Annotated in this window: 18 protein-coding genes; 5 read left to right on the top strand and 13 right to left on the bottom strand. The window is 41.8% G+C overall.

Going from position 1 to position 18,718, the window contains the following annotated elements:
• Positions 1 to 25: 25 nt before the first annotated feature.
• From ctpC to NWP25_RS18240, 3 genes are all read right to left on the bottom strand, one after another.
• A complete protein-coding gene (gene ctpC / locus NWP25_RS18250) occupies positions 26 to 1,312 on the bottom strand; it encodes a carboxyl-terminal processing protease CtpC (RefSeq protein ID WP_280652029.1) in 1,287 nt (428 codons plus the stop codon).
• Between the two features lie 183 nt (positions 1,313 to 1,495).
• Entirely contained in the window at positions 1,496 to 2,722 is a 1,227-nt protein-coding gene (gene ispG, locus NWP25_RS18245) for a (E)-4-hydroxy-3-methylbut-2-enyl-diphosphate synthase (protein ID WP_280652030.1), read from the bottom strand.
• Between the two features lie 696 nt (positions 2,723 to 3,418).
• Complete coding sequence (locus tag NWP25_RS18240) at positions 3,419 to 4,297, bottom strand: LysM peptidoglycan-binding domain-containing M23 family metallopeptidase (RefSeq protein ID WP_280652031.1); 879 nt, start codon at positions 4,295 to 4,297, stop codon at positions 3,419 to 3,421.
• Positions 4,298 to 4,507: 210 nt separating this feature from the next.
• Between NWP25_RS18240 and NWP25_RS18235 the strand changes: the two genes are divergently transcribed.
• Positions 4,508 to 5,719 (top strand): HhoA/HhoB/HtrA family serine endopeptidase, encoded by a 1,212-nt coding sequence (locus NWP25_RS18235; protein ID WP_280657597.1) that lies wholly within the window; start codon positions 4,508 to 4,510, stop codon positions 5,717 to 5,719.
• A gap of 303 nt (positions 5,720 to 6,022) precedes the next feature.
• Here NWP25_RS18235 and NWP25_RS18230 read toward each other — a convergent pair whose 3' ends face one another.
• From NWP25_RS18230 to ispD, 3 genes are all read right to left on the bottom strand, one after another.
• The gene (locus tag NWP25_RS18230) at positions 6,023 to 6,367 is read right to left on the bottom strand and encodes a DUF760 domain-containing protein (protein ID WP_280652033.1); all 345 of its coding nucleotides are present in this window, start codon (positions 6,365 to 6,367) and stop codon (positions 6,023 to 6,025) included.
• A 143-nt stretch (positions 6,368 to 6,510) separates the two neighbouring features.
• The gene (gene scpB, locus NWP25_RS18225) at positions 6,511 to 7,062 is read right to left on the bottom strand and encodes an SMC-Scp complex subunit ScpB (protein WP_280652034.1); all 552 of its coding nucleotides are present in this window, start codon (positions 7,060 to 7,062) and stop codon (positions 6,511 to 6,513) included.
• A 3-nt stretch (positions 7,063 to 7,065) separates the two neighbouring features.
• Entirely contained in the window at positions 7,066 to 7,770 is a 705-nt protein-coding gene (gene ispD / locus NWP25_RS18220; RefSeq protein WP_280652035.1) for a 2-C-methyl-D-erythritol 4-phosphate cytidylyltransferase, read from the bottom strand.
• A 103-nt stretch (positions 7,771 to 7,873) separates the two neighbouring features.
• On the opposite strand from ispD, the gene NWP25_RS18215 reads away from it, so the two are divergent.
• Positions 7,874 to 8,830, top strand: a complete 957-nt coding sequence (locus NWP25_RS18215) for a glycosyltransferase family 9 protein (protein ID WP_280652036.1) — start codon at positions 7,874 to 7,876, stop codon at positions 8,828 to 8,830.
• 217 nt (positions 8,831 to 9,047) lie between these two features.
• Here NWP25_RS18215 and NWP25_RS18210 read toward each other — a convergent pair whose 3' ends face one another.
• The 3 genes from NWP25_RS18210 to NWP25_RS18200 are packed head-to-tail and all read right to left on the bottom strand — an operon-like array spanning position 9,048 to position 12,268.
• Positions 9,048 to 9,761, bottom strand: coding sequence for a DevA family ABC transporter ATP-binding protein (locus NWP25_RS18210; RefSeq protein WP_280652037.1), 714 nt, complete (start codon positions 9,759 to 9,761; stop codon positions 9,048 to 9,050).
• 27 nt (positions 9,762 to 9,788) lie between these two features.
• Positions 9,789 to 10,967 (bottom strand): ABC transporter permease DevC, encoded by a 1,179-nt coding sequence (devC, locus tag NWP25_RS18205; protein WP_374912544.1) that lies wholly within the window; start codon positions 10,965 to 10,967, stop codon positions 9,789 to 9,791.
• Positions 10,967 to 12,268: an HlyD family efflux transporter periplasmic adaptor subunit gene (locus NWP25_RS18200; RefSeq protein ID WP_280699932.1), complete on the bottom strand. Its 1,302-nt coding sequence runs from the start codon at positions 12,266 to 12,268 to the stop codon at positions 10,967 to 10,969. The genes devC and NWP25_RS18200 overlap by 1 nt, the downstream gene beginning before the upstream one ends.
• Positions 12,269 to 12,368: 100 nt before the next feature.
• Here NWP25_RS18200 and NWP25_RS18195 point away from each other — a divergent pair, with 100 nt between their 5' ends.
• A complete protein-coding gene (locus NWP25_RS18195; RefSeq protein ID WP_280652040.1) occupies positions 12,369 to 13,229 on the top strand; it encodes a TetR/AcrR family transcriptional regulator in 861 nt (286 codons plus the stop codon).
• A 103-nt stretch (positions 13,230 to 13,332) separates the two neighbouring features.
• Here the strand turns inward: NWP25_RS18195 and NWP25_RS18190 are convergent, their stop codons facing one another.
• A complete protein-coding gene (locus tag NWP25_RS18190; RefSeq protein WP_280652041.1) occupies positions 13,333 to 13,836 on the bottom strand; it encodes a CRR6 family NdhI maturation factor in 504 nt (167 codons plus the stop codon).
• 355 nt (positions 13,837 to 14,191) lie between these two features.
• On the opposite strand from NWP25_RS18190, the gene NWP25_RS18185 reads away from it, so the two are divergent.
• Positions 14,192 to 14,644: a Fur family transcriptional regulator gene (locus tag NWP25_RS18185; protein ID WP_280652042.1), complete on the top strand. Its 453-nt coding sequence runs from the start codon at positions 14,192 to 14,194 to the stop codon at positions 14,642 to 14,644.
• A gap of 350 nt (positions 14,645 to 14,994) precedes the next feature.
• Positions 14,995 to 16,773: a DUF3685 domain-containing protein gene (locus NWP25_RS18180; RefSeq protein WP_280652043.1), complete on the top strand. Its 1,779-nt coding sequence runs from the start codon at positions 14,995 to 14,997 to the stop codon at positions 16,771 to 16,773.
• A gap of 33 nt (positions 16,774 to 16,806) precedes the next feature.
• Here the strand turns inward: NWP25_RS18180 and NWP25_RS18175 are convergent, their stop codons facing one another.
• The 3 genes from NWP25_RS18175 to NWP25_RS18165 are packed head-to-tail and all read right to left on the bottom strand — an operon-like array spanning position 16,807 to position 18,712.
• Positions 16,807 to 17,916: a sensor protein KdpD gene (locus NWP25_RS18175; RefSeq protein ID WP_280652044.1), complete on the bottom strand. Its 1,110-nt coding sequence runs from the start codon at positions 17,914 to 17,916 to the stop codon at positions 16,807 to 16,809.
• Positions 17,917 to 17,939: 23 nt separating this feature from the next.
• Complete coding sequence (gene kdpC / locus NWP25_RS18170) at positions 17,940 to 18,521, bottom strand: K(+)-transporting ATPase subunit C (RefSeq protein ID WP_280652045.1); 582 nt, start codon at positions 18,519 to 18,521, stop codon at positions 17,940 to 17,942.
• On the bottom strand, positions 18,521 to 18,712 hold the full coding sequence (locus tag NWP25_RS18165) for a potassium-transporting ATPase subunit F (protein ID WP_280657601.1): 192 nt from the start codon (positions 18,710 to 18,712) through the stop codon (positions 18,521 to 18,523). The genes kdpC and NWP25_RS18165 overlap by 1 nt, the downstream gene beginning before the upstream one ends.
• Positions 18,713 to 18,718 lie beyond the last annotated feature (6 nt).

Raw genomic sequence — 18,718 nt, 5'->3', positions numbered from 1 at the left:
CACCCCTTTAGCATTGGTAACAAATTTACTTTTTATCGGAACTCGTTAGATTTCTAGCAGCAATTTGTTGACCCAAAACTTCCACAGCTTTAGCAAATTGGGGGTCTTCTAGCGTAGCTAGTTTTTCACGCTCCTTCAACCACAATTGCTCGCGCTGCTGATCAGACAAGTCCACGGTCACATCTGGGTCAACGCCGTGTTTATTAATATCTTTACCACTGGGAGTATGATATTTGGCAATTGTTACCGCCAATCCTGAACCGTCATCTAATGGACGCACAGATTGTACTAAACCTTTACCGAAAGTTTGAGAACCCACCAAAATGGCACGTTTATTATCCTGTAAAGCTCCGGAAAGAATTTCACTAGCACTGGCTGATCCCTTATCAACTAGTACCACTAGGGGTTTATTCGTCAAAGCAATACCCCTAGCCACTTCTCGTTCTTGTTCACCCCAGCGATCAATAGTAGAAACAATTGTGCCTGTATCCAGCCACATCCGAGCAATTTCCACACTAGAGTAGAGTAAACCACCAGGGTTACCGCGTAAATCTAGAATATATCCAGATACCCGTTGTTTTTCTAAATCTTTGATGGCGCCTTGCATTTCACGGCTAGCATTGGCGCTGAACTGATTCAGACGAATATAACCAAGTTTACCTGCTGGAGTTTGCTTTTGGGAATACTTAACTGGATGAATTTCAATGCGGGCGCGTATGATGTCAAACTGTTTGAGTGTGCCGTCTCGTTCAATAGTCAGGTTAACTTTTGTTCCTGGCTCACCACGAATCAGGGATACCGCCTGGTTGGTATCCATATCCTGAGTACTTTGACCATTAATTTTGACAATGATATCCTTTGCCAAAATACCCGCCTTAAATGCCGGTGTATCATCAATGGGCGAAATCACTACAATTTTTTTGGTTTTTTCATCTTGACTGATGGTAATGCCGATACCTGTAAGTTCCCCAGAGGTGTCCACCTGCATATTTTTGAACTCTTCTGGATCCATAAACCGGGTGTAGGGGTCGTCCAGCTTCTTGAGCATTTCCCGGATGGATTTATACGCTTCTTCCTGATTACTGTAGGACTTATTCAAGTACTCCTTCCGCACAGCTAGCCAATCTACTTGATTAAAAGTACCGTCTACATATTGGCGTTGAACTATTTGCCAAACCTCGTCTACTAATTCTTTGGGACTTGCTTTAAATAAAGCTTGACCTCGCGAGTGAATGCCAAGACTAGTAACTGCAATCGTGGAAAGCGTCACCGCCGTAGCACCCAAAACAAGTCTACTTTTTGTAATCACCATAATGACAGCTGCGTCAGAGGGAGAATTTATCTTCAGTATGCCCAATCTAACACAGGGTTACATTGTACAGACTAGGCATGTGTTACTAATTTCATTAAAATACTTGACAATCCGGGGGAATGGCTAATGGGGAGTAGAGTTAAGAAGTTTTTTTCTCCTTGCTTCCTAGTCCCCACTTTGCCTTTAAGGTTCTACCCAACGTCCATCTGCCTTAATCAAGTTAATTAATTCCTCAACTCCTTGTGCTTCTGGGACTTTTTTAATTTCTTCTCGACCACGATATAAAGAAATGTAACCAGGTGTTCTACCAACATAACCATAGTCGGCATCTGCCATTTCTCCGGGGCCGTTGACAATGCAACCCATCACGGCTATGTCCAAGCCAGTCAAGTGTTTGGTGGCTTCTCGAACTTTATGTAAGACTTCTTCTAAATTAAATAAAGTACGCCCACAAGAAGGACAAGCGACATATTCAACCATTGTTTTCCGCAATCCTAAAGCTTGCAGAATGCTGTAACACACGGGAATTTCTTTTTCTGGTGGTTCGGTGAGTGACACACGAATTGTATCCCCAATACCGTCAGCCAGTAATGTGGCAATTCCCGCAGTGGATTTAATGCGTCCATATTCGCCATCACCGGCTTCGGTAACCCCCAAGTGTAAAGGGTAATCCATTCCCAATTCATCCATACGCTTGGCCATGAGGCGATAGGCGGCCAGCATCACAGGCACTCGTGAAGCTTTCATAGAAATGACCAAGTTGTGGAAATCTAAGGATTCACAAATGCGAATAAATTCTAACGCAGATTCTACCATGCCTTCCGGGGTGTCACCGTAGGTAAATAGCATTCTTTCAGCGAGAGAACCATGATTTACCCCAATTCGCATGGCTTTCCCTTGATCTCGCAAGGAAACCACTAAAGGTTCTAAAGTTTCGCGGATTTTGTCACCAATTTCATCAAATTCGCTTTTGGTATATTCGGTTCTATTCGGGTTTGGTTTCTCAAACACGTACAACCCCGGATTAATCCGCACTTTTTCAATGTGCTTGGCAACTTCCAGGGCAATTTTCATGCCATTGTGATGCACATCAGCGACAATTGGCACATCTTGGTAAGTCTTAATTAATTTTTGTTTAATCTCCCCGATCACTTTGGCGTGAGCCATACTTGGCACTGTAACGCGAACAATTTCACAGCCAATTTCGTGTAGACGACGAATAGCTGCTACAGAACCATCAACATCAAGGGTATCCTCATTAATCATCGACTGCACCACCACGGGGTAGTTACTCCCAATGGTGACATTCCCCACCTTTACAGGTCGGGTTTTACGCCGCTTAATTTGGGTATCAAAGATAGATTGATTTGCTGTGGTATTAACGGTTGTAGGATTGGGCAAAGTTTGCATAACCTAATTAGGTAAATTTGCTGTGGCTAAAATATTAGATTGAAAGTCTCCGTCTTTCAGATTGCCACACTCAGAGTCTTTTTGGACGAAGAGAAAGCAAAACAGAGGATGAAAAATTAAATTAAGCAAGGTGAACAGGCATCTTAGACAAAGAATGTAGAGAGGTTCTATAAAAAGTCTCTCCTAAGGTTCACTGAGGAGGCGTATTTGATTTGTCCAGATGTCTATCACCTTCCCCAGGATTGTGAGAAGGTTTTGAGCAACGATCGCTAATAGAAGAAGTCATATTTTTCGACAGTATCCCTCGTCAAAATCATGCACAAAAGGTAATCATCCGTTAACCGAAAACTATTGAGTTCTCGGTCTTGAAGTTCTCACGGACTTTGACTAAAATCCTCTTGGGAAAAAAACACACGCCTAGTTCAACAACTTTTAGAATTTGATGCTCCCATCAATGACTGAAGCGTTTACGCCTCAACTGGCTTTTATCCCTTACCTGAAGGACGGCTAAGTTTTTCCGTCCAGCTCCAAAACTTAACCTCGAGGGTTTTCAGCCTATTTGTTGATAAGCATATACAGCATTTAAAAAATTTGCTGCAGCTGGAATGCACATCATCAAATACAGTCAACCAATCCCATCTTTTCCTTAAACTTCCTCAGCGCACCTTTCTTTGCCCTCATTTGCGTTGAAAAATCTCATTGTTGCAAATAACCTTTAGGGTCTTCAGCCGCCCAACCCAAATCCGAGCTAGAACGCATTTCAAAATGGAGGTGTGGCTGAGTTACGGTAGGCTCTCCAGTAGTACCCACAGTTCCCAGCAAGTCACCTTGATTAACTTTTTGACCAACAGAAACATTAATTTCATTTAGATGGGCGTAACGGCTTTGTAGACCGCCACTGTGGTTAATGATGACTAACTGTCCATAAGTACCCTGTGGTTGAGCAAATACCACAGTTCCCGGAGCGATCGCTTGTACAGGACTACCCACAGAGGTTAAAAAATCCACACCACTATGGAAAAACACTTCACCAGTGGTAGGGTGAATTTGCCACCCATAAGGAAGTGCCACAGTTGCCGACCACCGCAAGGGATAGCCAGTAATAGATATAGCTTGGGTATCAGCAGAGATGGGAGACTCCGTTGAGGGGCGGTTTTGTGACCCATTGACCTCTGGAACAAAGACAATTCTGGGGTTTGGTTGACAACCATTGATTTCAAACAGTGCATCAGCACGAACTTGATATTGTTTTGCTACTTCTCGCCAAGTTTGTCCGCTAGGTACTTGTACGACAATGCCATTGTAGGGAGGAATTTGCAGATCACCACCAACAATCACATTTCCGTTTGTCACAGCAGGATTCATGTTAATTAGCGTTGTCGGTGTGAGATTGTAACGCTTTGCAATGCTCTCTAAAGTTTCTCCACGATTAACTTTATGCCGTTGGAAGCGGGATAAAGCTGGAGTGGGACAGTTGGCTGCTGCATGAGCGCTGTTTGAGTTGAGCGGCGTGGATGTTAAACCCACAGCACCAACCAGGCTACACAGCAAAAGTAGACGATAAGTAAAAGTCATAGATCAAAGTCAACAGAGCGCTAACTTTCGATTTTAGTTGGGGAATCATGTTGTGGCGATGTAGATACAGGTTCAGATGATTCCAATTTCCATTGCCGGGTGCAAGATATAAAATTGTCTTTTTATCTATAAATTTATCTGTCCACCTGACTGTTGCTTGATTACACTTAGGAATTAGCAACTGCACTGCTGTGTCTAAACGTAATGACTATGAATTTACCGTTAAAGCAACTGTCTATTTACCTATCTCTACTGGCAATTGGTGGTGGTGCAGGTTTGTTAGGCAGTCGTTACCTTTTGCCGTACAATCCCTCGTTTCAAGAACTAAGAAATGTAACGGTAGCTTTGCCTCCAGTATCTCTGGTTCCTAATTCTGTTAGTGGATCTGTTGGCGCCACTGGGGCTGACCAACTCAATTTTATTGCCTCGGCAGTGCAAAAAGTCGGACCGGCAGTGGTACGGATTAATGCTACCCGTAAAGTTGCCAATCCCATCTCTGATGCCTTGAAAAATCCTATTTTGCGCCGATTTTTTGGGGAGGATGAGCAACCAATACCCAAAGAACGGATTGAACGCGGTACGGGTTCAGGTTTCATTTTAAGCGAAAATGGGCAATTATTGACTAATGCTCACGTGGTGGCAGATACAGATACTGTGCAAGTCACTCTCAAAGATGGTCGAACTTTTCAAGGGCGAGTAGTGGGAGTTGATTCAGTTACAGATGTCGCAGTGGTGAAAATCCCTGAAACTAAATTGCCCACAGTTAAATTAGGCAATTCGCAAAATCTAGTCCCAGGACAGTGGGCGATCGCTATTGGCAATCCTTTGGGTTTGGATAATACTGTCACCATCGGCATTATTAGCGCTACTGGTCGTACCAGTGCCCAAGTTGGTGTCCCAGATAAGCGGGTCAGTTTTATTCAAACTGATGCAGCCATTAACCCTGGTAACTCCGGCGGCCCTTTGTTAAATGCCCAAGGTGAAGTTATTGGTATTAACACTGCTATTCGCGCTGATGCTCAAGGATTAGGTTTTGCTATTCCTATTGAAACTGCTATTCGTATTGCTAATGAACTATTTACTAAAGGGCGTGCAGAACATCCTTTTTTAGGGATTGAAATGACAGATTTATCTCCTACCACAACACAAAAGCTGAATCAACAAAAAAAACCCAACATTGAGCAAAGAACAGGTGTGGTGATCTCCGAAATTATAGAGAACTCACCAGCAGAGGAATCTGGGCTGCTTCCCGGAGACGTGATTCAAAAAATCAATGGTAAACCGGCCAAAACAGCCGCTCTAGTCCAGAAGCAGATTGAATCCAGCATCGTTGGCGATATCCTGGAAATTGAAGTTAACCGCAATGGTCAAATTAAAACTTTGAAAGTACGATCAACTTCCTATTCCAACCATGATCACTGAATTTTATGCAGTTGAGGAGAGGAACAACACATACCCGAGTTCTCAAAAAAGTCGGGTTACGAGCAGTACTTATGCCAAACCACAAAAACATATTTTATTATCAGTATTCATATGTAGGTTGCAATACAGCACAGTTATTGATGATGCTGGACAATGAGATAGCGTAGTTGCTGTTTATCCAGATCCTTCACCTTGAAAACTTGATGGTGACTTAACCCCTATTGAGCTAATTTAGCTAGATTTTGGGGTTAAGAATTGTCTTTCTCCCCACACTTGAGCAAATTCTAAGTGTGGGAGTGTTTATTAACTATTAGACAAATGTTCCAACTGCATCCTTTGCTCCATCTGGCGGAGGAAGTATCCTGTCATCATCGCCGATGCTAACAGCCCTGCTAAGTTATCCCTATCCGTCGTAATTTGCACGTTGAAGTTCTCTGCGGGGAGCATTCCCACTAGCCCTTGGACGTTTTGCGAAATTATGTGTTTAATTTCTGGGCTTACGGACTGAGCGACACGGGCTAGAACTTCAGGGGGCTGATGCTGTAAATATTTGAGTAACTGATTAGGATTTTCCTCAAAATGGTCGTTCAGAATCTGATTGGGGTTTTCCTCGGAGTTGTCATTTAAAAAGTCAGGGTCAAACACCATTGGCAAATTTTAGCTTAGTTGCTGATTCTACTCTAAACTATAGTGTCAGGGTAGTGCATTCTCTATTGTCATAGTCTTGGACTTTCATCAATGAAAGCCCTCACCACTACTACAATATAGCAATTCCGTATCAAAAACTTTTTTTAATGTGTTTTTTCAACACCAGGTTTTACCTCTTTTTTCAGTGTGAGGTCTAGTTCTAATTGTTCTTGCTGTTGCCTATCTTGTAATAGTTGGGGCAAATGTTCAATTTGGAAATACTGGTAAAATTTCGGTGTTACTTGTAGCACATACGAGCGAGAGTCATGATCTCGGCGTTTCCGTACAAAACCTAGTTCTACTAGTTCAGGGACATGTTGATATACTCCTGAACCGCGCAGATCAATTAAGTCGCTTTGAAGTATGGGGTTATTTAAAGCAATGGCCGCTAAAGTTCGCAATGCCCCTGTTCCTAGTTCTACAGGAATCAGCTCTTGTACCAAGTCATGAAAATCAGAGCGCAGTTGCAAACTGTAACCGTTGGAGGTTTCTACCACTTCTAAGGCGCTATCTCTGTGAGCATAGTTATCCATCAGTTCCATTATGCCTTCTTCAACTGTGGCACGATCGCACCGGGCATACTCAGCAATTTCACTGATGGACAAGGGCTTACCCTTTAAATAAAGAATCGCTTCTATCTTAGTTGCTGCACTCATTGGTCATTGGGTGAGGTGATTTGACACTCCTTCTCGGTTGCTGAGAATAAATTCAGCGATCGCTAAGTCTTGAGGAGTGGTAACTTTCAAATTTGTTTCTTCTCCGGGAACAATTCTGACTTGAATGCCGCATCTTTCAAATAAAGCAGCATCATCAGTCACTTCCCAACCCTGACGAACACCTTCAACGTGGCACTGTTTCAATAACTTAACATTAAATCCTTGAGGAGTTTGTGCTGCCCACAATTGCCGTCGGTCGGGTGTACTTTTAATGATGCCATGATCATCAACAACTTTGATCGTATCTTTCACGGGTACAGCCGCTATTAAACCAGAACATTGGCGGATAGCTGCGGCACAGGAGTTGAGTAAATCTGGTGTCACTAGACACCGAGCGCCATCGTGAATTAATACCTGCTCTGCCCCAGATGGTAGCGCTTGCAAGCCATTGTAAACCGATTCTTGACGTGTGGAACCACCGATAATAAATTCCACTGGTTTATTTACATTCAGGTTGGCAAGAATCGCCTTTAACTCTGGCCAATCAATGGGTTGAGAAATAATTCCTATCCACTCGATTGCACTAGCCGCGGCCCCAGCTTTAAGAGTCCAAGCAATAATGGGTTGCGATCGCACCTCCAGGAGGAGTTTATTCCGGGTTCCTCCCATTCTTTTGCCGGTTCCCGCCGATGGAATGAGTAAATGCACAAAAAACCTCAACAAATTAATAACTAAGGACCAATGACCAATAACTAATTTCTCATACCTATATTCCCCTAAAATAGGGAGCGAGTACGCGTTAATAAATATTATGCGAGTAGTAGCCCTTGTCCCTGGTGGAATTGGCGACCAAATTTTTTTGTTTCCGACTCTAGACGATTGGAAGCGTTATTACCCTAATGCTCAGTTAGATGTCGTTGTTGAACCCCGGTCAAAGGCTGCCTATCGGGTGAGTAAGTCAGTTAATGATGTACTGACCTTTGATTATAGAGACCGCAACAGTTTAGCAGATTGGATGAATTTCGTGGGCATGATTCGTGACCGCGAGTATGATGTCGTTATCAGTGTGGGACAAACCTGGTTAATGGGTCTTTTACTCTGGCTTACGGGGATTCCTATCCGCATTGGCTATCAAGGACCAGGAGCAGTTTTTCTCACCAATTCTGTGCCTTATCAACCAAATCAGTATGTCGCGGCAGTGTACCACGAGTTGTTGCAAGCCTTCGGCATTAAAACCCCTTGCCCGGAGTTAGCAGTCAATATACCAAAATCAGATATTGAGTGGTCACAAAATGAACAAAATCGCTTGGGGGTAAATGAAACAGGCTACATATTGGTTAATACTGGTTCTAGTGAGATATCTCAACCAGGTTCAGACCAACTTTACCCTGTAAACAATTGGCAGCAAATCATTCAGGAATGTCAAAACAAGCAGCCGGATTTGCCTGTAGTAGTCATTCAAGGATCTGAAAATCAGCAATTTGGGCGGTCGCTATTAGAGAGAATTCCCACTATCAAGGTGACTTTTCCTAATAACGTAGGCAAGTTAGCCGCCATGATTGGTGGAGCAAGTTTAATGTTGTCTCCCGATGATCCGCTACTTCACCTAAGTGTAGCAGTGCAAACCTATACCATTGCCCTATTTGGGCCCACAAGTCCAGCCCAATTGTTGCCAAGAAGCGATAAGTTTCTGGCTATTAAATCACCCACAGGTGTAATAGCTGATATTTCACCGGATTTAGTTTTGGAGAAAATTTGGGGAGGTTAAACCAGTGGTTCCTTCGGTGAGTGCTGAGTGCTGAGATCAAATAACATCTGTTCGATGAACCTCTCCATCTTTGTCTCCTCAAAAGCGAGAACAAGCAAGGGAAAAATGAAGGTTTGACTTCCCTTAGTCAAGAGAATATCTGGGGTGAGGTCAAAACATCATTTGTGGAACTCACGTTAAAATAGCACTTGAGTTGCTTAGTCAAAAACACTCAGCACTAACCACTAGTTAAAGTACTTACACCATCTCTGAGTAGATGACCATCTTCCATACAGATAACACGGTCAGCAATATCTAAAATCCGGTTGTCATGGGTCACAAGTAAAATTGTAGAGCTTTGCTCTTTCGCTAATTTCTGCATAATGTCCACAACGTCACGCCCCGATTGTTTATCGAGTGCAGCCGTGGGTTCATCAGCTAAGACAATTTTAGGCTGACTCACTAACGCACGCGCGATCGCTACCCGTTGTTTTTGTCCACCAGATAAATTATCTGGATAATAATGCAGGCGATGACCCAAACCCACCGCCTCTAGTATCTCTTGTGATTGCTTGAGCATTTGCTGAGAGGAAATTTTGGGTTGCACTTCCAAACCCATCCGTACATTCTGGAGTGCTGTTAAACTACCATGTAAATTATGAGCTTGAAAAATATAACCATTACTGCGTCGGCTTTGTATTAACTCTTCGGAAGTAGCACCACAGAGTTCTCGTCCTAAAACTTGCAAACTACCAGATTGCACAGAACGCAACCCTCCCACTAAAGTTAGGAGTGTAGTTTTACCAGAGCCAGAAGGGCCAGTCATAATCACAATCTCACCAGCATTAATTGTGAGATTGATATTGAATAAAACCTGCTTACTCAGTTGACCACCACCAAAGTAATGATCAAGATTCTGAATAGAAATCACTGGAACCATGGCAAAATTCATTAGTTATTGGTCATTGGTCAACATCCGCTAAAACATATCCGCCGGGTCAGCAGATTGTAATCTTTGAGTAGCTATTATTCCCGAAATACTACACATTACAATTGTCAGTAATAACACAAACACTGGCCTAGCCAAAGTCATATATATCGGTAAATTTGTAGCATTGCGAGCCAAGCGATAAAGTCCCAAAGACACAATAAATCCTGGAATAAAACCCAATAAAGCTAAGATAATTGCTTCTTCAAAAATTACACCTAACAAGTATGAATTGCGATAACCCATTGCTTTGAAGGTGGCATATTCTTTCAAGTGAGCATTCACGTCAGTAGAAAGCACTTGATAAACAATAATCACACCGACAATAAATCCCATAGCTACACCCAAAGTGAAAATAAAACCGATGGGACTTTCTGCTTTCCAGTAGTTTTCCTCAAATTTGATAAATTCCTCCCGTGTCAACACTTTGACATCTTGATTATTCTGCAAGTGCAATTTTAATACTGCCGCTACCTGCTGGGGATCATAACCTGGTTCAACATTAATCAAGCCCAAGCTGATACTTCCTGCTTGTCGTTGGGGAAGTAGCCGTAAAAAATTTTCATTACTGGAAATCAATGTGCCGTCAGCACCAAAGGATGCGCCTAATTTAAATGTGCCACTAATGGTAATAGTCTGTTTATCTATTTCTGTAGATACAGTTTGACCTGCGTCTATTTGCCGAAATACTTCTTGGTATTCACCTCTGGCTCCACGGTCAAAAATAAAGAAATTTGGTAGTTTAATCTGATCTAATTGAGCATTTAACTCTGGTAAATCCAAAACTGGCTCATCAGGAGTTACACCTATGGCTTGTACTGTGGTTTTGCGGCGTGTTTGGGGATTTTTCCAAGTAATTAAACCGATATACATGGCTGTAGCTGATTTTACCCCTGGCACATCAGCAGCTTGAAATAATCGCCGCCGTGAAAAAGTAGACATACTTTGCATGTTGCGGCTTTGAGGACTCATGAAGATAATATCTGCCAGCACAGCCCGATTTAAGGTGGTGTTACTGTCGTATAGAGCATTTTGAAAGCCAAGCTGCATAAACATCAGCACATCTGCAAAAGCAATACCTGCTAAAGCGACAAACAAACGACTTGTGTGATGGCTAAGTTGTAGCCATCCTAAAGGTGTTCGCCGTTGTAGTTCTTTGATTAATTCCATCACAGTTCAATTACCGCCTTAACTTGTAAATTGGTAAATTTAGCGGCTTTCTGGCTGGATGCTTCATCTAGCTGCACATGAGCTTCCACTACTCTGGAGTCAATATTCTCAGCAGGGTCGCTATTAATAATACTTTGCCGTTGCACTTTCCAGCCGACCCAATCTATTGTTCCCAGTAATTCACCTGGTACGGAATTACTTGATATTCGCACGCGTTGTTGAGGTTTTACTTTGTTAACATCGCTTTGATAAATTTCCACAACTGCATACATCTGCTTGGTTTGTCCAATCTCGACAATGCCTTGATTAGATACTATTTCACCTGCTCGCGTATGAATGTGGAATATCACACCATCTTGGGGGGATATGATGTAAGCTTGATCTAAGTTAGCCTTTGCCTGTTTCCCGGCTGCCATGGCGCGGTTCACTTCTGCTTTGGCCCCGGCCACATCTACAGGACGAACTTCGGTAATACGGTCTAAAGTAGCGGCTGCGCCATTAGCTTGTTGCTTTCCAGTTGCTTGAATTCGAGCTAGCACCGTCTTGGCTTCGCTGATTTGTTGGCGACCAGTACCATCAATGCGATTGAGTATGGCCCTAGCTTCACTCAACTGCTGGCTGGTAATATCTACATTCAGGCCTTTACTGTCAAATAATGACTGGGAAATTGCCCCTTGAGAGTACAGCCCCTCATAGCGTTGAAATTCTGCCTGGGCATTTTTGAGTTCTGCTTCTAGTTTTTTAACTGTGGCTTGTTGTGCTGTTTTCTCTGCTTGCCACTGTACCTCTAACCTGGTGACTGTTTCTCTTTGTTGCCTTTCCTCTCCCAGAGTCTGTGCTTGAATCCGCGATACTTCGGCTTTTTGCGCTTCTATTTCGCCCACTTTTGCACCAGCCTGGATTTTTTCTAGATTGATCTTTGCTACTTTTATGGCTGCTTCGGCTTCTTCCAATGCTGCTTGTAAACCATCGCGATTATCTAAAATAGCGATGGACTGCCCTGCTTTAACCTGATCTCCTTCCTTGACCAAGAGGTTTTCTACCCGAATACCTTGACCGGATGACGGTGCAGAAAGTTTAATCACTTTTCCTTTCGGTTCTAATCTCCCCAAAGCAGTGACGGTTTTAATTTCGGGTATGGTCACTTCGGCGGTTGGATCTGTCTGTGTTACTTGTGATTGCCAAAATTTGTAACTTTTTGCCCCGGCGATGGCCAAACTTGTAGCTACTGCCAACATAATCAATTGGCGAGAGCTAGGCTTAAATAATGCAGAAGCTTTAGCTGTGCTATCAGGTACCATAAGCCCCTTATTTACGTATGAGTAAACTATTTAGTTTAGTTGTTATGTAATAAAACTAAACTGTTCATTCTAATAATGTCAAGAGTTCACAAATCTAAATATGAAAAAAAAACACACAGAAAGTAATCAGGTGGAGCGTTCGCTTTCACCAGGAAAAGTTGATGCAATTCTCGCTGGTGCCATGCAAGAGTTTTTAGCACATGGCTATGCTGCGACAACAATGGATAAGGTGACAGCAGCAGCAGGAGTATCGAAAACAACGGTCTACAGCTACTTTCAAGATAAAGAAAGATTATTTATTGCCCTGATTTCGCGATTAGCCCAGGAAAATTATCAGGCAGTATTTAGTCCCCAAAACCCGCACTTCCTGGAAGGAGAGCCTCAAATTGTTTTACGGCGTTTAGCAACCAACTTGTTGGCACGGATGACTGAACAACAGGAAATTCTAAATTTAGTCAGAGTAATTATCGGTGAGTCTGGACGTTTTCCTTTACTGGCCCAAGAGTTTTTGCGTAACATACACAAACCAGGTTTGGAAGTTATCAAGCAATATTTTACGGACCACCCAGAACTACAACTACCTGACCCAGAAGTAGCTGCACGTGTTTTTATGGGAACATTAGTTCATTTCACCATTACTCAGTATATGCTACATGGTCACCAGTTGATACCGATAGAGCGCCATCGCCTCATTGATCAACTCATTAATTTACTCACCAGTAATCAGATTCTCAAAAATCGAACTGTCAATCAGTATTCAGGTACAAAGGAAAAATCTCCCAGGCGCAAGCGTACCGCGTCAGGTAAATTTAAAATGGACTATGGTCACGAGCCAAAACATCTCAGGTCTATCCGACTCACTGACACAGCTTGGCAAAACCTGGCAGAATTGGCAGCCCACAATAATTTGACCAGAAGTGAAGCCATTGAACTTTTTGCCCGTAATGGCACTCTAGATTGATTAGCAATTTAATAATGTATATACATGGGTGAGAATCACAAACACAACATTCTAGCCATGAAACAGGGAATTGATTCCCTGTTTCATTCAACCATGATAAATGTCAAGAAAATATTTCAAAAAAGCTATCTACTAAATCATAACCGAGTATTTGCGCCATAGACTTTAACCGCGATTGACTAGGTAGACCTTGTTGCTTCAGCCAATCACTTAATGTAAAAACTTTATGCATAAGAAATATTTCTAAAGCTTCAGGGTTATATTTGATACCTTGTTTTGCACTAAATTCGTGTGGTACAAGCATGGCTGCATAGCGAGATAATTCCCCAGATTTCCAATTGAGTAAAAATGGCAACCAGGGATATTTGGCATCCAAACGCACAAACCATAGCCTTAATTCAGGAATTTCTGACAATTCACGGGGATCGCCTAGTTCTAAACCATATTGGATATCAAAGTGCAACTGTTGTTCGTAAGATGCGATTGAGCCAAGGGAAGTACCAAAGGCAATCGCATTTTCTCGTAGGAGCGGATCAATCACCTTTAAGGCAGGTGAAATATCCAGATGATTAACGCAATCACTGTCGATTGTAATCGTAATTGTCATTGATTCAGGAACAAATTTCTTGATGGTTAACAGTGGGATCGAGAATCCACAGTACCAGCTTTCAGAGTTTGATGCCACATTTACAAGCTGTTAATTCTTTGTTGTATTTGTGTCAGCCTAATTTTGCAGACATCACACCTGCCTAAAGATGGACATTTGCCATACTTTTAAGTTAAAGTTGTAATGACTTTGTTTAAGATGATTGTGTAGTCAAGGAAATGCTAATCAGCAAAACACAATCATCCCTTTCAACTGTAAATTCTGCGGCAACACAGGTGAGGAGAAAATAACTCGTGTAATATTCTTGCATATCAAAAGAGCCAATTAATCCCCCTAATAGTTAACCAACTTAACTATGCAAAATCAATCCATATCTACAACAAAACCAATTCGTTCCCTAGAAGACGCTCTGGAGCGGTGTCAACTCCTGGGGATGCGCGTTAGCCGTCAGCGTCGCTTTATTCTAGAATTGCTGTGGCAAGCCAAGGAACATCTTTCAGCTAAAGAAATTTATGATCGCCTGATCCAGCAAGGTAAAGATATTGGTCACACTTCTGTATATCAAAATTTAGACGCCTTATCAAGTCAGGGGATCATTGAGTGTATTGAACGCTGTGACGGGCGTTTGTACGGTAATATCAGTGATTCCCATAGTCATGTCAACTGTATTGATACTAATCAACTGCTTGATATTCACATAGAACTACCTCAAGAATTCATTCGTCAGGTTGAAGAAAAGACAGGAGTGCGGATTACTGAATACAGTATCAACTTTTATGGTTATCGTAATCATCAAGAAAAACCCTAATGATGACATATGTCCCACCAAAAATGTCGAGATTTATTAGATGCAATTTAGAGAATTTGTATACAAAATCTCTGTAATATGATAAACCTTGTGAAGTGGGCAGCACATGGCTACGCCACCCAAGCTTTAGACTGAGCGCTCACGTCAATTCCTGCCCACCCAGTATGTACTCGGATGAAACGTGCTACCACTCGAATCTTAGCAAGGAAAAAACCCAAAGGTGATTTTGGAAACCTTCCGCTACGCCAGAAGTTTCCCAGGGGAAGATGTGACAATGAGGGGGGACTAAACTGAGCATTAAAACTGTTTTGTGACAGTGAAAAAACAGTCCTGATGTACTTGTTGAGACTATGAGTGACAGACCCCTAAAATTATTATTGATTGACCAAGACCCCATATTTCGCCTAGGATTAAGGGTGGGATTGTCAGCAATTCCTAACATCGAAGTAATAGCAGAAGCAGAAACAGATACGAAAGCCTTACAGATACTAGCAGAACTTGCTAAACAAGACCCCAACCAAGTAAATTTGGTGGTTTTAGAATTAGGTAATAGTCGCTCCATTGTCAGTCAACAACAAGGATTACAACTTTCTCAACAACTTAAAATCCAATATCCCCAACTACCAATTTTGCTACTCAGTTCTGTTCAAGATCCAGGACTACTGTTAGCTGTCCAAGCTGTTGGTGTTAATGGCTACTGTCCTAAAGGCACTCCCATTCCCCAATTAGTCGCTGCTATGCAACAAGTAGCAGACGGTGTTTCTTATTGGTTACCCACACAGACAAGCCGAGATACAAGTTCCCATCACCCCACTAGCCCATCACCTCGTCTTCCCCTGGCTAGGATGCGTAAAAATTGGTATTTCTCAGGTGTTGGCTACATTGACGAAACTTTAGCTTTAGTTACAGATCAATTACAAACCCCCGGATTACCACTAATAGACCGAGCCGTTCTCGCTGGACAACGACGAGAACTATTAGCAGCACGTTGGCTACTCGCTCGGTTATTAGTTTCACCACAGGAACGACAACAGGAACAGCCACAACCATTAGTTTCCTCTACTCAAAAACAGCTTCTCAGTCCGGATTTAAGTAGTGCCATCATGCCATTAGAATTACAAAAGCAGCCCATTTCCCCCCCTCTACTTAGTCCGCGATCGCTACAATCTGATTTATTCTCCATCTGTGTGAATAAGTTACAATTATCTTTACAAAATATTACAGAAATACCTTTAGAAATTGACATTTTTAGTGAAGATAAAAAACGAGAATTACTCTATTTAATTCTGCAAAAACTAGCTCAAAGACTTGATGAACTGAGTGTCCATAAAATCATAATTGCTCAACTAGAAACCTTAAAAGACACCATTTTATATGATTTATGGCAAGCAGCAATTACAGATTTCTTTGGTAAATTTTCTCAAGTGCAGGTAGATAAACAAAACATAGAAGTTGTTAAATTACTCCTGAAAAATTATCGGGGTGTACAAACAGAAATTATCAATAAAATTCCCCTAGTTGTAGAATTATTTTCTTATTTGGTATTCCAGACAGATTTGCAAATTGATAACAGATCCTATGCCGTCGGTACTGCTGAAGCTCAGTCCCAAGCATTAATAATTTTAGAAAATTTATTGATTCAGGTAGCTAATGCTGTAGTACAACCATTGCTTAACTCTTTAGCAGATGTGGAAGAAATTAAACACAAATATTATGACCGCCGATTAATTTCTACACGAGAAATAGAACGTTTTCGCAATGATTTGTCATGGAAATACCGTTTCAATAAGTACATCAATGAACCGAAAGAAATATTTGAAAGTAGCTATGAGCTATTTGTCTTAGCACCCCGTGGTATTGCCAAAACATCAATTTACGCTCCTCGTAACCAGGAATTAGCAGAACTTTCTGGCATTCCCCTATTAGTCACACTCATACTAGAATTTCGAGATGCCATCGCTCCGCGTTTACAATCCTTATTATCTATTGTCGGTAGCGGTATTGTTTTTCTACTCACCAAAATAGTTGGTCGGGGTTTAGGTTTAATCGGTCGCGGTATCCTCCAAGGAATTGGTAGCATATCGTTAACAGAAAAGAATTTAAAACGCAATAGTGAGCGCCCTAAGTAAACTTGTCTTTCGCTCTTTGGCAAGTTTCTGCAATCATTTATCCGTAGAGATAATATGTAAATCTATTTTTTTATGCCTGATTAAGTTCATTAATCGTTGCGTGAAAGAAACTTTGAGCCATCTTTTCCATGAGGGCTGCTGGCTTTCACCAACAATAATTTGAGTGATGTGATGATCTATGGCAACTTGAGCAATTGTGTTAGCCACGTTTTGACTTTTATAATGTAAAAATTCTCCTCCAAAATCTCGGCATAATTTTTCACATGTATCGATGTGTAAACTTTCTTCTTTAGTCAAGAATCGTTCAGGATTTCCCACAAACACAGCATACAGTCGCGCATTCATATAGTTAGCAATGCGTGCGCCCCGGCGTAATAATTGCACTGAATCAGGATAAGTAGATACACAGACTAAAACTTGTTCGTGAATAGTGCAATGCTGTCTAGCCAAGTTAGCACTGTTTGCTTCTTCCTCAATTGTATCTGCCACTTCTCTTAATGCTAGTTCCCTTAAAGCAATTAAATTACCACGCTGAAAAAAGTTTTTCAAAGATTGCTCAATTTTTTCAGGTGCGTAAATTTTGCCTTCTTGCAAACGCTCCTCTAAAGTTTCTGGGGTAACATCAATAACAATCACAGCATCAGCTTCATCTAGTAGATAATCAGGAATGCGCTCTCGCACTACAACACCTGTAATTCTTGCTACTAAGTCGTTTAAACTTTCCAGGTGTTGAATATTAACAGTGGAATAAACATCAATTCCGGCGGCTAAAATTGCTTCTACATCTTGATAGCGTTTTTCTCGTGGAGAACCGGGAACATTGGTATGAGCGAGTTCATCCACTAGCACCAGTTGCGGAGAACGTTGCAGAATTGCGTCCGTGTCCATTTCTTGTAAGGTTACATTGTGATGGATACACGCTTTTTGGGGAATTAGTTCTATTCCAGCAGCTTTCATAGCTGTCTCTTTGCGTCCATGAGTTTCTAATATACCGATAACTACGTCAATTCCATCTTGTTTGAGTTCATGGGCTTCTTCCAGCATTTTGTAAGTTTTACCGACACCGGGAGCCATACCGATAAAAATCTTATGTTTCCCGCGTCGGGAAGGGAGAATATAAATATTATCAGAGGAATAAAACATAAATTATTGACTTTCTCAATGAGTTAAGTTGCAGCCTCTAAAGCATCTAAAGTTAAATTGAGCCGGAGAATATTAACTCCAGGTTCACCGAGGATACCGAAAAATCTCCCCTCAGTGTTCTGAGATATTAAGGTTTGAATTCGTTGGGTATCTAAATTCTGAACAGCAGCAATGGGTGATATTTGTGCTTGGGCTGACTCCAGGCTAATATGTGGATCTAAACCAGAGGGAGATGTATAAACTAAGTCAGCACTAGGGTGAGTATTGGCTTGTTGCAGTCGTGTGATTTGCCCCTGAATACGTTCTAAAAGTAGAGGGTTACTGGGTGCTAGGTTACTGGATCCTGACTCACCTGTGGGATAAACTTCTAAAGGAGTGCTGTAGTCAATAACACTAGGGCGACTTTGAAAATAGCGATCGCTGGCAAAAGGTTGACCAATTAAGGCTGAACCGACCACCGTGCCTTGATTGTTGGTGATTAAGCTACCATTGGCATGAAAGGGAAAAAATATCTGTCCACAAATCAGGATAAATAATGGATAGGGAAAGGCCGTTAATATGCACAAAGCTAAGGTAGAACCAATGACTTTATTCAATTGGCTCATCAGAATTTCTCCGGTTGAAAAATGACAACGAATAAATACAGGCTTACGCCTATAGTGGCGAGTGCTAAAAGAGCGATGGGGTAAGATGCAGCCCGTGATATTTGGTCAGATGTGACTGCGTATACAGTTTGTAGTAAGAATAGGTTGAGGACAACTGTGAGAAAAAAGGCAAGAAGTAAGTTTTTCATCATAAAAGA

Origin of the sequence: Umezakia ovalisporum Ak1311, assembly GCF_029891685.1 — a bacterium.
Lineage (GTDB): Bacteria > Cyanobacteriota > Cyanobacteriia > Cyanobacteriales > Nostocaceae > Umezakia > Umezakia ovalisporum.
This window is presented reverse-complemented; position numbering and strand designations above follow the sequence as displayed.

Coding starts and splice junctions, on each gene's coding strand:
- scpB (WP_280652034.1), bottom strand. CDS start 7,062: ATGAGTGCAGCAACTAAGATAGAAGCGATTCTTTATTTAAAGGGTAAG.
- NWP25_RS18180 (WP_280652043.1), top strand. CDS start 14,995: ATGAGTGACAGACCCCTAAAATTATTATTGATTGACCAAGACCCCATA.
- NWP25_RS18185 (WP_280652042.1), top strand. CDS start 14,192: ATGCAAAATCAATCCATATCTACAACAAAACCAATTCGTTCCCTAGAA.
- NWP25_RS18190 (WP_280652041.1), bottom strand. CDS start 13,836: ATGACAATTACGATTACAATCGACAGTGATTGCGTTAATCATCTGGAT.
- NWP25_RS18165 (WP_280657601.1), bottom strand. CDS start 18,712: ATGATGAAAAACTTACTTCTTGCCTTTTTTCTCACAGTTGTCCTCAAC.
- NWP25_RS18175 (WP_280652044.1), bottom strand. CDS start 17,916: ATGTTTTATTCCTCTGATAATATTTATATTCTCCCTTCCCGACGCGGG.
- NWP25_RS18210 (WP_280652037.1), bottom strand. CDS start 9,761: ATGAATTTTGCCATGGTTCCAGTGATTTCTATTCAGAATCTTGATCAT.
- NWP25_RS18230 (WP_280652033.1), bottom strand. CDS start 6,367: ATGGTGTTTGACCCTGACTTTTTAAATGACAACTCCGAGGAAAACCCC.
- devC (WP_374912544.1), bottom strand. CDS start 10,967: ATGGAATTAATCAAAGAACTACAACGGCGAACACCTTTAGGATGGCTA.
- ispG (WP_280652030.1), bottom strand. CDS start 2,722: ATGCAAACTTTGCCCAATCCTACAACCGTTAATACCACAGCAAATCAA.
- NWP25_RS18240 (WP_280652031.1), bottom strand. CDS start 4,297: ATGACTTTTACTTATCGTCTACTTTTGCTGTGTAGCCTGGTTGGTGCT.
- NWP25_RS18195 (WP_280652040.1), top strand. CDS start 12,369: ATGAAAAAAAAACACACAGAAAGTAATCAGGTGGAGCGTTCGCTTTCA.
- NWP25_RS18235 (WP_280657597.1), top strand. CDS start 4,508: ATGAATTTACCGTTAAAGCAACTGTCTATTTACCTATCTCTACTGGCA.
- NWP25_RS18200 (WP_280699932.1), bottom strand. CDS start 12,268: ATGGTACCTGATAGCACAGCTAAAGCTTCTGCATTATTTAAGCCTAGC.
- kdpC (WP_280652045.1), bottom strand. CDS start 18,521: ATGAGCCAATTGAATAAAGTCATTGGTTCTACCTTAGCTTTGTGCATA.
- NWP25_RS18215 (WP_280652036.1), top strand. CDS start 7,874: ATGCGAGTAGTAGCCCTTGTCCCTGGTGGAATTGGCGACCAAATTTTT.
- ctpC (WP_280652029.1), bottom strand. CDS start 1,312: ATGGTGATTACAAAAAGTAGACTTGTTTTGGGTGCTACGGCGGTGACG.